Source organism: Microlunatus kandeliicorticis (assembly GCF_014137855.1).
Classification (GTDB): Bacteria; Actinomycetota; Actinomycetes; order Propionibacteriales; family Propionibacteriaceae; genus Microlunatus; species Microlunatus kandeliicorticis.
Genome location: NZ_JACGWT010000001.1, coordinates 194,554 through 209,843 on the forward strand (window position 1 = coordinate 194,554; position 15,290 = coordinate 209,843).

The following is a 15,290-nucleotide window of genomic DNA, read 5'->3' on the forward strand; positions in this document are numbered from 1 at the left end:
GGCGGGCGGTCATCGGGGCTCGTAGCCGGTCGGCGGGTGGGCGTCGGCGACCAGCGTCCGGAGCTCGGCCAGCCCGCCGCTCACCGTCCCGGCGGCGCGGGACTGCACCAGCACGTTGCCGATCGCGGTGGCCTCGACCGGTCCGGCCAGCACCCGGCGGCCGGTCCGGTCGGCGGTCAGCTGGCAGAGCAGCGGGTTCTGGCTGCCGCCGCCGACGACGTGGATCACCTCGACCCGACGTCCGCTCAGTCGTTCGGCCGACTCCAGGGTGGCGGCGTAGGCGGCGGCCAGGCTCGCGCAGATGCTGCGGACCAGCAGCACCCGCGCGCGGTCGGTGTCCCCGGTCAGCCCGGCACCGCCGGACCCGCAGAGCGCGGCGATCCGCTCGGGCATGTCGTCACCGGCCCGGAGCAGGCTGTCGTCCTCGGCGTCGAAGACCGGCACCTCGGCCGGGTCGACGTCGGCGGCGTCCGCGAGCAGCGCGGGCAGGTCGACCTCGACGCCGTCGCGCTCCCAGCGGCGGACCGACTCGTTGAGCAGCCACAGCCCCATCACGTTGTGCAGGAACCGGATCCGGTCGTCGACCCCGCCCTCGTTGGTGAAGCCGGCGGCGCGGGCGTCCTCGGTGAGCACCGGCGCGTCGAGCTCGAGCCCGACCAGCGACCAGGTGCCCGAGGAGATGTAGGCGGCAGTCGTCGGGTCGGCCATCGGGACGGCCACCACCGCCGAGGCGGTGTCGTGCGAGCCGACGGCGACCAGGGCGGGACCGCCCGGGTGCCTCCCGGGGTCGAGCCCGAGCTCGTCGGCGGCCGCACCGGTGACCGCGCCGATCCGGGTGCCCGGCTCGACCAGGTCGGGCAGCAGCCCGCCGGGGAGCCCGAGCTTGTCGAGCAGCGTCGTGTTCCAGCCACCGGTGCGGACGTCGAGCAGCCCGGTGGTGGAGGCGTTGGTGCGCTCGGCGACCAGCGCGCCGGTCAGCCAGTGGCCGAACAGGTCGGGCAGCAGCAGCGCCCGGGTGCGGTCGTCGAGCTGCCCGTCGGCGGCGTCGACGGCCAGCTGGTAGAGCGTGTTGAACGGGAGGAACTGCAGTCCCGCGGACTGGTAAAGGACGTCGGGCTCGACCACGGCGTGCACCGCCTCGACCCCCCGGGCGGTGCGGTCGTCGCGGTAGTGGAACGGGCTGCCGACCAGCAGCGGCGGTGCGTCGTCGCGGACCCGGACCAGCCCGTAGTCGACCGCCCACGAGCAGATCCCGATGCTGACCAGCCCGGGACGCCGGCGGACCGCCTCGCGCAGCCCGGTGAGCACCTGCCGGTAGAGCTCGAGGACGTTCCAGCGCAGCCCGTCGGGGGTGCGGACCGGCTGGTTGGGGAACCGGTGCACCACGTCGATCTCGAGCGACCCGTCGTGCACCCGGCCGACCAATACCCGGCCGCTGGTCGCCCCGAGGTCGACCGCGGCCACCCAGCCCTCGGCGGGCGTCGGCGTCGGGGCGTCGGGCGTCATCGCAGGAACGCCGCCGCGACCCCGGCGTCGACCGGGATGTGCAGACCGGTGGTGTGGTCGAGGTCGCGGCTGCAGACCACGAAGACCGCGTTGGCCACGTGCTCGGGCAGCACCTCGCGCTTGAGGATGGTGCGGCCGGCGTAGTACTTGCCGAGGTCGTCCTCGGCCACGCCGTAGACGGCGGCCCGCTGCGCACCCCAGCCCCCGGCGAAGATCCCCGAGCCGCGGACCACGCCGTCGGGGTTGATCCCGTTGACCCGGATGCCGTGCTCGCCGAGCTCGGCGGCCAGCAGCCGCACCTGGTGGGCCTGGTCGGCCTTGGTGGCGGAGTAGGCGATGTTGTTGGGCCCGGCGAAGATCGAGTTCTTGCTCGAGATGTAGACGATGTCGCCGCCGAGCCGCTGCTCGATCATCGGGCCGGCCGCGGTCCGCGAGACCAGGAACGAGCCGCGGGCCATCACGTCGTGCTGCAGGTCCCAGTCGGCCACCGTGGTCTCGAGCAGCGGCTTGGAGAGCGACAGCCCGGCGTTGTTGACCACCAGGTCGAGCCCGCCGAAGGCGAGCAGCGCGTCGTCCACCGCCCGCTGCACCGCAGCCTCGTCGGTGACGTCGGCGACGATGCCCACCGCCACGTCGGCGGTGTTCTGCGCCGAGGCCCCGACGCCCCGGGCGATCTCGGCCGCCGCGGCCTCGGCCTTGGCCGCGTCGAGGTCGGCGATCACCACGCAGGCGCCTTCGGCGGCCAGCCGGGCGGCGGTCGCCTTGCCGATCCCGGACGCGGCCCCGGTGACCAGGGCGATCCGCCCGGCGAGCTCCTTCGGCTGCGGCATCCGGGCCAGCTTGGCCTCCTCGAGCGCCCAGTACTCGATCCGGAACTTCTCCGCCTCGTCGATCGGGGCGTAGGTCGAGACCGACTCGGCGCCGCGCATCACGTTGATCGCGTTGAGGTAGAACTCGCCGGCCACCCGGGCGGTCTGCTTGTCCTTGCCGAACGAGAACATCCCGACACCGGGCACCAGCACGATCGCGGGGTCGGTGCCGCGGATGGCGGGGGAGTCGGGCTCCGCGTGCGCGTCGTAGTAGGCCTGGTAGTCGGCGCGGTAGCTCTCGTGCAGCGCGCGGAGCCGCGCGGTCAGCTCCTCCACCGGCCGGTCCGGCGGCAGGTCCAGCAGCAGCGGCCGCACCTTGGTGCGGAGGAAGTGGTCGGGGCAGCTGGTGCCCAGCGCCGCCAGCCGCGGCGCCTCGCTGCCGGCCAGGAACTCGAGCACCCGCTCGTCGTCGGTGAAGTGGCCGACCATCCGGCGGCCCTGGGCGCCGCTGTCCTGCGAGGCGATCGAGCGGGCGGTCGGGGCCAGTGCGGCGGCGAGCGCGCGCCGGCGTTCGCGCGGCAGCGGTCCGAATCCGTCGCGCGGCGGACCGAACGGGTCCGGCCGTCCGTGCTCGGCCAGATAGCGGGCCGCGGTGTCGATGATGGTCAGCGAGTGCCGCTCGGTCTCGGCCGAGGTGTCGCCCCAGGCGGTGATCCCGTGCCCGCCGAGGACACAGCCGATCGCCTGCGGGTTCGCCTGCTTGATCGCGGCGATGTCCAGGCCGAGCTGGAACCCCGGACGCCGCCAGGGCACCCAGACCACGGTGTCGCCGAAGATCTCCCGGGTCAGCCGCTCGCCGTCGGCCGCCGTGGCCAGCGCGATGCCCGAGTCGGGGTGCAGGTGGTCGACGTGCGGGGCGTCGACCAGCCCGTGCATCGCGGTGTCGATGCTCGGCGCGGCACCGCCCTTGCCGAACAGGCAGTGGTCGAAGGCGGCCACCATCTCGTCCTCGCGCTCGACGCCGGGGTAGACGTCGACCAGCGCGCGGAGCCGGTCGAGCCGGAGCACCGAGAGCCCGGGCTCGGTCAGGGTGCCGAGGTCGCCGCCGGAACCCTTGACCCAGAGCAGCTCGACCGGTTGCGAGGTCACCGGGTCGGTCGCGGTGCCCTTGGCCGAGGTGTTGCCGCCTGCGTAGTTGGTGTTCTTCTTGTCCGCGCCGAGGCGGTGGGACCGTTCGATCAGCTCGGTCACGGCCTGGTTCGTCATGATCACTTTCCGGTGGGGCCCTTCGACAGGCTCAGGGCGCGGGTGGGGTGGCTCAGGGCGCGGGTGGTGACGGGATCACGCGCCCCAGCCGGCCTGGGTGCCGCCGACCCGCTCGGACTCGATCCGGGTCTGGTAACCGGAGGCGGCATAGGCGGCCATCGGGTCGGCCGGCAGTCCGCGGGACTCGCGCCAGGTGGCCAGGCCGGGCCGGACGTCGGTGTAGAAGGCGTCCATCAGGATCCCGTTGGCACCGAGCACGTCGCCGGACTCCTGGGCCTTGGCCAGCGCGTCGGTGTCGACCAGCAGCGCGCGCGCGGTCATCTCCTGGACGTTGAGCACCGAGCGGATCTGGCCGGGCACCTTGTCCTCGACGTTGTGGCACTGGTCGAGCATGAAGGCGACGGTCGAGTCCGGACCGAACCCGCCGCCCCGGATCACCTCGTAGAGGATCCGGAACAGCTGGAACGGGTCCGCCGCGCCGACGATCAGGTCGTCGTCGGCGTAGAACCGCGAGTTGAAGTCGAACGAGCCGAGCTTCCCCAGCCGGAGCAGCTGGGCGACGATGAACTCGATGTTGGTGCCCGGGGCGTGGTGGCCGGTGTCCAGGCAGACCACGGCACGCTCGCCGAGCGCGGCGGTCTGGGCGTACGCGGTTCCCCAGTCGGGGACGTCGGTGTGGTAGAAGGCGGGCTCGAAGAACTTGTACTCCAGCACCAGCCGCTGGTCGCCGGTCAGCCGGTCGTAGATCTGGGCCAGGCTGTCGGCCAGCCGGTCCTGCCGGCCGCGCAGGTCGCCCTGGCCGGGGTAGTTGGTGCCGTCGGCCAGCCAGATCTTGAGGTCCTGCGACCCGGTGGCGTCCATGATCGCGATGCACTCGAGGTGGTGGTCGATCGCCTTGCGGCGGACCGCTTCGTCGACGTGCGTCAGGCTGCCGAACTTGTAGACGTCGTCCTGGAAGGTGTTCGAGTTGATCGTCCCGAGCCGGACGCCGAGGGATTCGGCGTGCGACCGGAGCGCGGCGTAGTCGTCCACCTTGTCCCAGGGGATGTGCAGCGCAACCGACGGGGCCAGCCCGGTGAGCCGGTGGACCTCGGCGGCGTCGGCGATCTTCTCCTCGACGGTGCGCGGGGTGCCGGGAGTGCTGAACACCTTGAACCGGGTGCCCGAGTTGCCGAACGCCCACGAGGGCAGCTCGATCGCCTGGGTGGCGAGTTGGTCCAACACGTCGGACGGGATCACGACGTCGCTCCTGTCTGGTGGGGTGTGCTGCGGTTCCATGATCGTCCGACCGCTCGGCGGGCTCGCGGCCGGGTGCGGGTCAGCCCTTGACCGCGCCCGAGGTCATCCCGGCCACGATCTGCCGGTTGAAGAAGATGTACATGACCAGCGGCGGGATGGTGATCAGCAGGATGTCGGCGAACAACAGGTTCCACTGGTTCAGGGTCTGGCTCTGGAAGTTGTAGAGCGTGAGCTGCACCGTGACCCCGGCGTCGCCCGGCAGGAAGTAGAGCGGGCCGGTGAAGTCGTTGAACACCGCCACCGCCTGCACCACGATCACCGTGATCATCACCGGCCGCAGCAGCGGGACGATCACCGAGAAGAACAGCCGGAGCGGCCCCGCGCCGTCGACGATCGCGGCCTCGTCGAGCTCGCGCGGGATGGTGCCCACGAAGGCCCGGAAGAGCAGCACGCAGAACGACAGCCCGAAGGTGACCTCGATCAGGATCATCCCGATCATGGTCTTGAAGATCCCCAGGCCCTGCAGCACCCAGATGGTGGGCACCACGGCCGGCGGGACGATCAGCCCGGCCAGCACCAGGAAGTGCACCACCGTGTTGATCCGCGACCGGCGGCGCTGCAGCACGTAGCCGACCATCGCGGCCAGCACCACCATGACGGTCACGCTGCCCACGGTCAGGGTGATCGAGTTGATGAAGGCCCGCAGCACGACGTAGTCCTGGGTGTGCAGCACCTCCTTGATGTTCTCGATCAGCACCCACTGCTTCGGCAGGCTGAACGAGAGGTCGGAGGCGTCCGGGCCGGTCTTGCTCGCGGTCAGCAGGATGAACGCGAAGGGCACCAGGAACACGACGGCCGAGGCGGCGATGGCGACGATCCCGACCGGCCAACGGAGCTTCCAGGTCACCGGTTCACCTCCCGTCGGGTCAGCAGGTAGGAGATCGGGACGACGATCGCGGTGACCACCACGAACAGCACCACGTTGCCCGCAGTGGAGAGGCCGTAGAAGCCGGCTTGGTACTGCTTGTAGATCACCGAGGCGATCACGTCGCTGGTGAAGCCGGGCCCGCCGTTGGTCATCGCCCAGATCAGGTCGAAGCTGCGCAGGCCGCCGATCAGCGAGAGCAGGATGACCGTGTTGGTGGCCGGCTGGACCAGGGGGACGGTGATGTTCCAGAAGTTGCGCCACCCGCTGGCCCCGTCGACCCGGGCCGCCTCGAAGTACTCCTGCGGGATGGCCACCAGCCCGGCGATGTAGATCAGGGTGGCGATGCCGACGCCCTTCCAGATGTCCACCGCGGCCACCGAGTAGAGCGCCAGGCTCGGGTCGGTCAGCCAGCCCGGCCCGCTCACCCCGAACCAGCTCAGGGTGGTGTTGATCAGCCCGGTGTCCGGCTTCATCATGATCTTGAACGTGACGCCGACCCCGATGGTCGAGACCAGCACCGGGAAGAAGATCACCGCACGCAGGTAGCCGCGGCCGACGATCGAGCTGGTCAGCAGCAGCCCGAGCAGCAGCCCGAGCACCACCTTGGCGGCCGAGGTGAGGAAGCCGTAGATGAAGGCGTGCCCGAAGGCGCTGACCAGCATCGGTTCGCTGAAGAACTGGACGAAGTTGTCCAGCCCGATGAACTCGGTCTTGAACAGCGTCCAGCGGGTCAGGCTGAAGTAGAACGAGGCGAAGGTCGGGATCGCGAACAGCACGACGAAGAGCACCCCGGCCGGGAGGTAGAACCACAGCGGGTAGGGGCTCTTGCGGCGCCGGGCCCGCGGGGCGGAGGCGACGACGCCGGTCGTCTCGACCCCGCGGGCGACGGTGGTGGCCATCAGGCGGTCACGACCAGCCGGGCAGGCCGAGCTGCTGCGCCTGCTTCTTCACGTCCTCGTCGTAGAGCTTCGCGCCCTGCGCCGCGGTGCTGATCCCCGAGCCCACCTGCACGGTGATGTTCGGCAGGCTCGGGCCCTTGATCGGCGAGCTGAACTCGAGCGCGGAGACGAAGTCCTTGCTGTCGAAGTAGGGCTGGAGGTCCTTGACCAGGGTGGGGGCGTCGCTCGGCAGCTTGCAGCTGCTGATCACGTACGGCCCGCTGGGCGGCGACTTCTCGGACTGGACCGCACAGCCCTCGGTCCCGTTGACCCAGGCGACGAACTTCTTGGCGGCGTCGAGCTTGGCACCGGTGGTGGTCTTGGGGATGTAGAGCGCGTTCGGCTGCCAGACGGTCAGCTTGGTGTCACTGGCCTTCTGCGCCGGCAGCGGGAAGACGCCGATGTCGTTGACGTCGTCGGGGTAGTTGGCCTGCAGCGCCGAGACCGCGCCGGTCAGCATCGGGTACTGGGCGCCCATCCCGGTGGCCAGCATCTTGATGCCGTCGTCGTAGGTGGCCGAGGCGTAGTTCTTGTTGAACAGCCCGGCCTGGTGGGCGTTCTGCTGGTTGAGGAAGCCCTGCAGCGCCGGCTGGTCGCTGTAGTGCACCTTGTTCTCGGTGTAGAGGGTGGCGAAGTCCGGCTGCTGCGCGGCCACGTTGCCGTAGTCGCCGAGGACGAACAGCTGGGCCGTCCAGTCGGTGCCGTAGGTCTGGATGATCGCGGTCTTGCCGGCCGCCTTGATCTTCTCGCTGTTGCTCATCAGGGTCGCCCAGTCCTTGGGGACCGACAGGCCGAGCTGGCTGTAGACCTTCTTGTTGTAGAGCACGGCCCCGGCCTGCGAGCTGCCCAGCGGCGCGCCGTAGAGCCCCTTCGAGGTGCTGACGGTGGCCTTGAACTGGTCGGTCAGCTGAGACACCCACGGCTGGTCGCCGAGCGGGGTCAGCGTGTTGTCGGGGTTGAGCGCCTGGAAGAGCGAGCCGTCGTTGTAGTTGAAGACGTCGTCCATCTCGCCGGTGCTGAGCTTGGTCTTGGTGAGGTTGTCACCCTCGGTCCCGCCCGGCTGGGTCTCCAGGTTGATCTTGATGTCGGGGTTCGCCTTCATGAACCCGTCGATCAGCGCGGTCTGGAAGGCGACGTTGGTCTGGTCGTTGCCGGTCAGGTAGGTGATCGTGGTCGTCCCGGATCCGGACGAGTCGCTGCCGGACCCGATGGATCCGACCGAGCAGGCGGACGCGGTCAGGGCCGCGACGGCCAGGACGGCCCCGGCCCGCAGTGCGCGCCGCGCACGTGATGGAAACAACGCTGTTCCTCCTCAGGTCGCCGGGCGCTTCGTTGCCACCGGTCGATGGTGAGTGCGGTGGCCGGGCCACCTGGCCGGATTGAATCGGTTCATTCCGGTTGGCTGGAACAGTAGGGGCGCCGTCCGGTGGACGTCAAGGCACACCCGCCCAGGGTGGCGGAACCGTGATCTGGCGGGTCGGGCGCCGATAGGTAGCCGGGCTGTTGAATCGTTCGTACGGCCCGCACCGGTCGGGTCCGTCGTCCGCCGGACCGGTCGTGTCCGCCGGGACTGCGATCGCCGGGTTGCTTACGATGAGGGCGATGGGAACCCCCCGATCCCAGCCGCGGACGCACCCTGCCCCCCGTGCGCGACGCGGCTCCGGAACCGCCGCCGGCCCCGACGGGCCCGCCCGGTCCGACGCGCAGGCCGTCACCGATGCGGTGGACGGTTCGTCGGACCGCACCCTCGGCCCGCTGCTGAGCACGGCCGTGCTCGACATGGTCCACCGGCTGACGGGGTTCCCGACCGCCTACCTGGTGGCCGTGGACGCCGGCCAGGACCGGCGAGAGGTGCTCGTCGCGAGCACCCGGCACGCCGCCGACGCCCAGCCCGGTCCCCGGCCCGACCTCGAACCGGGGGACGCACGACGGTGGCAGGGGTCGCTCGAGCAGCAGGCGGTCGACGCCGGCATCTGGGCCACCGCCGACGTCGGGCGCGAGCTCGGCGGGTCCCGGACCCCGGTGCGCTCACTGGTCGCGGTCCCCGTGTACGGCCCGGACACCGGTCCGGACGCGGCCCCGGTGGCCGTGCTCTGTGCGGCCGACCCGGCCAGCCGTGAGGTCCCGGACGCGGTGCGGACCGCGCTGACCGCGTTGACCCAGCTGGTGGCCGACCAGTGGCGGGTCGACCGCGACCACGCCGACCAGCTCGAGCGGCTGGTGCAGGCGGAGAGCCGATCGACCGAGCAGTCGCTGCGGCTGTCCGAGGACGAGCACAAGCTCAAGACCCCGCTCGCGGTGGTCAACGGCTGGACCGAGCTGCTGGTCGGCGACTGGGACGACCTCACCCCGGAGCACCGCGACCGGGCGGTCCGGACCGTGCTCCGCGCGGTGGCGACCGCCCGCGACCAGGCGTCCCAGCTGCTCGCCGACGCCCGACGGGGGGACGCGGGGCCGCTGTCCGACCAGCTCGCCTCGGCGCCGCTCGACCTGTCCGCGCTCCTCGAGCGGCTGGCCGGCCAGCTCGACGGCGTCCGGACGTCCGGCCAGCGGCTCCGCACCGCGATCGAGCCGGGACTGTGGGTGCTCGGCGACCGCGACGCCGTCTGGCAGCTGGTCTGGCACCTCGCCGAGAACGCGGTCAAGTACTCACCCGGCGGCGGCACGATCACCCTGGCCGGCCGCCGGACCGACGTCGGGACCGGTCCGGGCGAGATCGAGGTCACCGTCGACGACGAGGGGATCGGCGTCCCGGTCGACGTCGACGTGTTCACCCCGTTCGTCCGCGGTGCCGGGGTCGGTGCGATCAAGGGCACCGGGCTGGGGCTGCACATCGTCCGCCGGCTCGTCACGGCCAGTGGCGGGACGGTGACGGCCGCCCGGCGCCCGACCGGTGGGTCCCGGTTCACCGTCCGGCTGCCGTCCATCGACCCATCCGACGACCAGGCCGAGCCCGCGTCCGAGTGGGAGTCCGAGTCCGAGTCGGGGGCCGAGTCCGGGTCCGAGGACGCCGGCAGCGCCCGGCACGTCCCCGACGGCGTCGTGCTGCCGTCGGCCGAGCCGCGCGTCGACGTCCCCCCGGCGCCGACGGCGTCCGCGCGGCCCGGGCAGCCGCGCGACTGGCGACGGGTCGACCCGGCGGTGCTCGACCTGGTGCACGAGCTGACCGGGCTCGACACCACCTACATCTCCGAGCTCGCCCCACCCGACGACCTGGTGATGGTGGAGGCCGAGGCGCGGGGGGCCATCGAGCTGACCGCCGGGGAGGTCGTCTCCTGGCCCGACTCGGTCTGCCGGAGTGCCCTCGACCGCGGGATCTGGGCGACCACCGACGCCCAGCACGACCTCCCGGACAGCCCGGTGGCGCGGTCGATGGACCTGCGGACCTACGTCGGGGTGCCGATCGTCGCCGCCGACCAGCAGGTGGTCGGGACGCTGTGCGGGATCGGCCGGGAGGCGGTCACCGTGCCGCCGACGGTGCGTCCGGTGCTGCTGGTGCTGGCCCAGCTGGTGGCCGAGCAGTGGGACCGCGGGCGGCTGCGCGACGGCGAGCTCGGGCAGGCCGCGGCGGCGGCGGTCCGGCTCCGCGAGCACGCCTGGCGGCTGGAGGGTGCGGCGCGCCGGCTGCTGGCCGCCCTCGACACCGTCGAACGCGAGCTGCAGCGGCTGCTCGTGCCGGTCGACCCGGACGAACGCCGACGCGTGCTCGGACTGGTCGCCGGGGCCGCCCGGGCGGCCGTGGTGCAGGTGGAGCGGCTGCTCGACGCCGGCCGGAGCGGGTCGCGCGCGCCGGCGCCGGTCGCCGCGCCGTTCGCGCTCGAGCCGCTGATCGCGACCGCGGCGGACGATCTGGCCGCGGTCTCCGGCCGTCCGGTCGACCGCGACCTCACCCCGGGTCTGGTGGTGACGGGCGATCCCGACGCCGTCCGGCAGGCGCTCTGGCACCTGACCGACAACGCGGTCCGCTACTCGCCGGAGGGCAGCGCGATCGAGCTGGTGCTGGCCGCCGACCCGGGCGGGCGCTGGGCCCGGATCGTGGTCGGGGACCGCGGGCCCGGGCTCGACCCGGCGATCGACGCCTTCGCCCCCGTGGTCCGCGCCTCGCAGGCGCAGACCAGCGGCGAGACGACCGTCGGAACCGCCGGGCCCGCCCGGAGCGCCGGGCTCGGGCTCCACATCGTCCGCACCCTGGTCGGCGCGCTCGGCGGCACGGTCGCGGTCCACCCCCGGCCCGGTGGCGGCTCGCGGTTCACCATCGCGCTGCCGCTCACCGCGTCCGACCCGGCGTCCGACCCCACGACGCCGGTGGCGTGACTTTCCGACATCCCCGGACAGCCGGTCGGCAGCGGCCTACCGTGGCCGCACCCCGTCCCGCTCGTCGCGGCCCGGGAGCCGGACACGATCGGACGCGCACCATGGCCAGACCCCCCGCGAACGTCACCACGCCCCCTCCCGTGCGACCCACCGGGACGACGACCCCGCTGACGTCGCGCGTCGGGGCCCGCCGGACCCGCGCCCTGCTGGTGGCGCTGCTGCTCGCCCTCGCCGGCACGGCCGTCGTCGGCGCGGCCGGGCCGGTCGCGCCGGCCCGGGCGGCCACCGGCACCGTGCCGCGACCGGACCACGTCGTGATCGTGGTGGAGGAGAACGAGTCGGCCGCCCAGATCCTCGGCAACCCGGATGCGCCCTACATCAACGCGCTCGCCCGGCAGGGCGCGAACTTCACCCAGTCCTACGCGCTGACCCACCCGAGCCAGCCGAACTACCTGGCGCTGTTCTCCGGGTCGACCCAGGGGGTCACCGACGACAGCTGCCCGCACAGCTTCGGCACCGGGAACCTCGGGGACCAGCTGCTGTCCGCCGGGCTCGGCTTCGTCGGCTACTCCGAGGACCTGCCGGCGGCCGGATCGACGGTCTGCGCCAGCGGGAAGTACGCCCGCAAGCACGCTCCCTGGACCGACTGGCCGTCGCTGCCCGCCGCCACCCAGCAGCCGATGAGCGCGTTCCCGACCGACTTCTCGACCCTGCCGGCGGTCTCGTTCGTGATCCCGAACCTCGATCACGACATGCACGACGGCACGGTCGCCCAGGCCGACGGCTGGCTGCACGACCACCTCGACGGCTACGTCCAGTGGGCCCGCACCCACAACAGCGTGCTGCTGTTCACCTTCGACGAGGACGACAGCCACAACGGCAACCGGATCCCCACCTTCCTGGTCGGCCAGCCGGTGGTGCCGGGCAGTTACGACGAGTACGTCGACCACTACGCGGTGCTGCGGACCCTCGAGGACGCCTACGGGCTGCCCCCGCTCGGGGCGGCGGCGAGCGCCACCCCGATCACCGACGTCTGGACCGGACAGACCACCCCGCCGCCGGCGAGCGGCACCCTGGCCACCGACGCCTTCGCCCGCACCGTCACCGGCGGGCTCGGGGCGGCCGACGTCGGTGGCGCCTGGTCGACCACCGGATCGACCGCCAACTACGCGGTCAGCCCCGGGTCGGCGACCCTGCGGATGGCGTCCGGCGGGAGCCAGGTGGAGGCCCGGCTCGGTGCGGTCCGCAGCACCGACACCGACCTGCTGACCACCGTCGGGCTCGACCGGGCCACCACCGGGAGCGGCGTCTACCTGTCGGTGCTGCCGCGGTCGGTCGCGCCCGGGGTGCAGTACCGGGCCCGGCTGCTGATGCAGGCGTCCGGGGCGGTCGCCCTCGGCCTGTGGGCCGCGGTGCCGGCGGAGACGACGATCGTCGCCCCGCGGATCGTCCCCGGGCTGACCTGGTCGCCGGGGAGCACCCTGTCGGTCCGGGCCGAGGCGGTCGGCACCAACCCGACCACCCTGCGTGCCCGGGTCTGGGCCACCGGGACCCCCGAGCCGACGGGCTGGTTCGCCTCGGCCACCGACACCACGGCCGCGCTGCAGGCCGCGGGCGGGGTCGGGCTGAACAGCTATCTGTCGAGCACGGCGACCAACGCCCCGGTGACGGCCCGGCTCACCTCGCTGAGCGCGACGCCGAGCGGCAGCGCCAACCCGCCGACCCCGCCGCCCCCGAACCAGCCGCCGCACGCCGTCTTCACCACCTCGTGCACCGCCCTGACCTGCACCGTCGACGCGTCGGGGTCGAGCGACCCCGACGGGACGCTCACGGGGTACGCCTGGACCTTCGGCGACGGCACCGGCGCCACCGGGCGGACCGCCACCCACACCTATCCGGCGGCCGGGAGCTACCCGGTCGGCCTGACCGTCACCGACGACGCCGGGGCGACCGACCGGGCCACCGCGACGGCCACCGCGGTCGCGCCGAGCCCGTCGGTGCTGGCCGCCGACACCTTCGCCCGCTCGGTCAGCGCCGGGTTCGGCAGCGCGGACGTCGGTGGACCGTGGACGACCACCGGCAGCGCCGGGGCCTATGCCGTCGGCGGCGGCGTCGGGACCGTCCGGCTCGACCGGCCGGGCACCCAGCTCGCCGGGGCACTCGGCCAGGTCTCGGCGGTCGACCAGGACGTCACCCTCGACCTCGCCACCGACAAGGCGGTGGCCGGCAACGGGCTCTACGTCACCCTGGGCGCCCGACGGACGGCGGCGACCACCGAGTACCGGGCCCGCGTCCGACTGCTCGCCTCGGGGGCGGTGGTGCTCAACCTCAGCCGGCTGGTCGCCGGCAACGAGACCGCGCTGACCGGCGAGACCGTCCAGTCCGGGGTCAGCGGGGCGCCGGGCACCGTCGTCCACCTGCGGCTGCGCGTCACCGGCACCGCCCCGGCGACCCTGCGGGCCCACGTCTGGAACGGCACGAACGAGCCGACCGGCTGGCTGACCGCCACCGACGGCACCGCCGCGCTGCAGACCGCCGGTGCGCTCGGCTTCTGGACCTATCTGTCCAGCCAGGCCACCGACGTCCCGGTCACGCTGCGGCTGACCGGCCTCCGGGCGGTGGTCCCGACCGCCTGAGCGGTCGCCGGGCCGGGTCGTCGGGATCGACCTCGCCGAACCCGGACCCGACGCCCGGGGAGGGGTCCGGGTCGGTCCGGGGATCGTGACCGGTGTGCCCCTGAACGTCTCCTGTGACCGGTGGTGTATCTCTTGTCCAGGCGATCCGACCGACCCGGTCCGGACGCCCTCCATCGAGAGGAGTTCGTCGTGATCGGTCTCATCATCAGCTTGATCGTCATCGGCCTGATCGCCGGTGCCGTCGCTCGCCTGGTCGTCCCCGGCAAGCAGAACCTGTCCATCCCGATGACGATCCTGCTGGGCGTCATCGGTTCGTTCGTGGGTGGCTTCCTCGGCTACCTGATCTTCCGGACGAACTCGCCGCTGTCGCCCTCGGGCATCATCGGTTCGATCATCGGCGCGATCATCGTGCTGCTGCTCTGGACCCGCTTCGGGAACCGCAGCCGCCGCGCCTGACGCGACTCCCGGACCCCCGGGACTCAGGAACGGGCTCGACCGCGTGCGGTCGGGCCCGTTCGTCGTTCGGGACCTCCGCGCCGGTGGGTCCCGACCGGGGCGGCGCTGGACCGGCGGACCACCAGCTCGGGACTGAACCGGACGTGCTCGTGCCGGTGCTCGCCCTCGTCGTCGGCGATCTCGCTGAACAGCAGCGCCGCCGCGCGTTCGCCGAGGGTCTCGCGCGGCTGCCGGACCGAGGACAGCGGGATCGCCGCCGCCTCGGCGAAGCTGATGTCGTCGTAGCCGACGATCGCCACGTCGTCGGGCACCCGCAGCCCGGAGGTGATCAACCCCTGCAGCAGGCCGAGGGCGAGCAGGTCGTTGGCCGCGAACACGGCGGTCGGGCGCTCGGCGACCGGCGTCGCGGCGATCTGCTCGGCGGCGGCCACCCCGGCCCCGACCTCGAGCCGGGTGGTGGGGACGACGACCAGCTCGGCGTCCGGGACGGCGCCGACGGCGAGCTCGGCGCCCAGCCGCCGGTCGCGGACCTGCTTGACCGAGCCCGGCCCGCCGACGAAGGCGATCCGCCGGTGCCCGGTCCCGACCAGGTGGTCGACGGCGAGCCGGCCGCCCTCGAGGTCGTCGACCGAGACCGAGCAGCAGTCGAGGTCGTCTCCGGCCCGGTCGACGATCACCACCGGGATCCCGCGCCGGTGCAGCTGGAGCAGGTAGTCGGCGACGCCCTCGATCGGGGCCAGCAGCACGCCGCGGACCCGCTGCTCCTCGAACAGCCGCAGCTGGGCGCGTTCGCGGTCGACCCGGCCGCCGCTGTTGCCGAGCTGGACCGACAGCCCGCGCTCCTCGACCGCCCGCTCGGCGCCGCTGATCACGTCGGTGAAGAACGGGTTGGCGATGTCCATCACCACCATCCCGATCGAGTGGCTGACGCCCGCGCGGAGCTGGCGGGCGGACTCGTTCCGCGACCAGCCGAGCTTGCGGATGGCGTCCTCGACCCGCAGCCGGGTCGGCTCGGAGACCTTGTCGGGAGAGTTGAGGACGTTGGAGACGGTGCCCATCGAGACGCCCGCGAGCGCGGCGACGTCCTTCACGCTCGCCTGCCTGCGGGCCATCCGGGCTCCCGTCGGTCGCGGGGCCGGTCGGCCCCCGGACGCTGTCGGGGCCGAGCCTAACGGCCGCGGGGCGCGGTGCGGGGTCA

Annotated in this window: 10 protein-coding genes; 3 read left to right on the forward strand and 7 right to left on the reverse strand. The window is 72.8% G+C overall.

Going from position 1 to position 15,290, the window contains the following annotated elements; genetic code table 11:
• Positions 1-9 precede the first annotated feature (9 nt).
• The 6 genes from FHX74_RS00950 to FHX74_RS00975 all read right to left on the reverse strand — a co-directional run bounded on the left by FHX74_RS00950 (position 10) and on the right by FHX74_RS00975 (position 7,986).
• The gene (locus FHX74_RS00950; RefSeq protein ID WP_182558223.1) at positions 10-1,506 is read right to left on the reverse strand and encodes a rhamnulokinase; all 1,497 of its coding nucleotides are present in this window, start codon (positions 1,504-1,506) and stop codon (positions 10-12) included.
• On the reverse strand, positions 1,503-3,581 hold the full coding sequence (locus FHX74_RS00955; RefSeq protein WP_182558224.1) for a bifunctional aldolase/short-chain dehydrogenase: 2,079 nt from the start codon (positions 3,579-3,581) through the stop codon (positions 1,503-1,505). Before FHX74_RS00955 ends, FHX74_RS00950 begins: the two co-directional genes overlap by 4 nt.
• A 75-nt stretch (positions 3,582-3,656) precedes the next feature.
• The gene (rhaI, locus tag FHX74_RS00960; protein WP_328823552.1) at positions 3,657-4,820 is read right to left on the reverse strand and encodes an L-rhamnose isomerase; all 1,164 of its coding nucleotides are present in this window, start codon (positions 4,818-4,820) and stop codon (positions 3,657-3,659) included.
• A 79-nt stretch (positions 4,821-4,899) separates the two neighbouring features.
• Positions 4,900-5,727, reverse strand: coding sequence for a carbohydrate ABC transporter permease (locus FHX74_RS00965; RefSeq protein WP_182558226.1), 828 nt, complete (start codon positions 5,725-5,727; stop codon positions 4,900-4,902).
• Complete coding sequence (locus FHX74_RS00970; RefSeq protein WP_182558227.1) at positions 5,724-6,647, reverse strand: carbohydrate ABC transporter permease; 924 nt, start codon at positions 6,645-6,647, stop codon at positions 5,724-5,726. Before FHX74_RS00970 ends, FHX74_RS00965 begins: the two co-directional genes overlap by 4 nt.
• Before the next feature lie 7 nt (positions 6,648-6,654).
• Positions 6,655-7,986, reverse strand: a complete 1,332-nt coding sequence (locus FHX74_RS00975; RefSeq protein ID WP_182558228.1) for an ABC transporter substrate-binding protein — start codon at positions 7,984-7,986, stop codon at positions 6,655-6,657.
• Between the two features lie 422 nt (positions 7,987-8,408).
• On the opposite strand from FHX74_RS00975, the gene FHX74_RS00980 reads away from it, so the two are divergent.
• The 3 genes from FHX74_RS00980 to FHX74_RS00990 all read left to right on the forward strand — a co-directional run bounded on the left by FHX74_RS00980 (position 8,409) and on the right by FHX74_RS00990 (position 14,092).
• Complete coding sequence (locus FHX74_RS00980) at positions 8,409-11,000, forward strand: ATP-binding protein (RefSeq protein WP_182558229.1); 2,592 nt, start codon at positions 8,409-8,411, stop codon at positions 10,998-11,000.
• A 101-nt stretch (positions 11,001-11,101) separates the two neighbouring features.
• Complete coding sequence (locus FHX74_RS00985; RefSeq protein WP_182558230.1) at positions 11,102-13,636, forward strand: alkaline phosphatase family protein; 2,535 nt, start codon at positions 11,102-11,104, stop codon at positions 13,634-13,636.
• Between the two features lie 189 nt (positions 13,637-13,825).
• Positions 13,826-14,092, forward strand: coding sequence for a GlsB/YeaQ/YmgE family stress response membrane protein (locus FHX74_RS00990; RefSeq protein WP_182558231.1), 267 nt, complete (start codon positions 13,826-13,828; stop codon positions 14,090-14,092).
• Positions 14,093-14,115: 23 nt separating this feature from the next.
• Here FHX74_RS00990 and FHX74_RS00995 read toward each other — a convergent pair whose 3' ends face one another.
• On the reverse strand, positions 14,116-15,204 hold the full coding sequence (locus FHX74_RS00995; RefSeq protein ID WP_182558232.1) for a LacI family DNA-binding transcriptional regulator: 1,089 nt from the start codon (positions 15,202-15,204) through the stop codon (positions 14,116-14,118).
• Positions 15,205-15,290 lie beyond the last annotated feature (86 nt).

What these genes read in the sequence shown, in the direction of transcription:
- FHX74_RS00970 (WP_182558227.1), bottom strand. Translation starts at nt 6,647, where the DNA reads ATGGCCACCACCGTCGCCCGCGGGGTCGAGACGACCGGCGTCGTCGCC.
- FHX74_RS00985 (WP_182558230.1), top strand. Translation starts at nt 11,102, where the DNA reads ATGGCCAGACCCCCCGCGAACGTCACCACGCCCCCTCCCGTGCGACCC.
- FHX74_RS00950 (WP_182558223.1), bottom strand. Translation starts at nt 1,506, where the DNA reads ATGACGCCCGACGCCCCGACGCCGACGCCCGCCGAGGGCTGGGTGGCC.
- FHX74_RS00955 (WP_182558224.1), bottom strand. Translation starts at nt 3,581, where the DNA reads ATGACGAACCAGGCCGTGACCGAGCTGATCGAACGGTCCCACCGCCTC.
- FHX74_RS00995 (WP_182558232.1), bottom strand. Translation starts at nt 15,204, where the DNA reads ATGGCCCGCAGGCAGGCGAGCGTGAAGGACGTCGCCGCGCTCGCGGGC.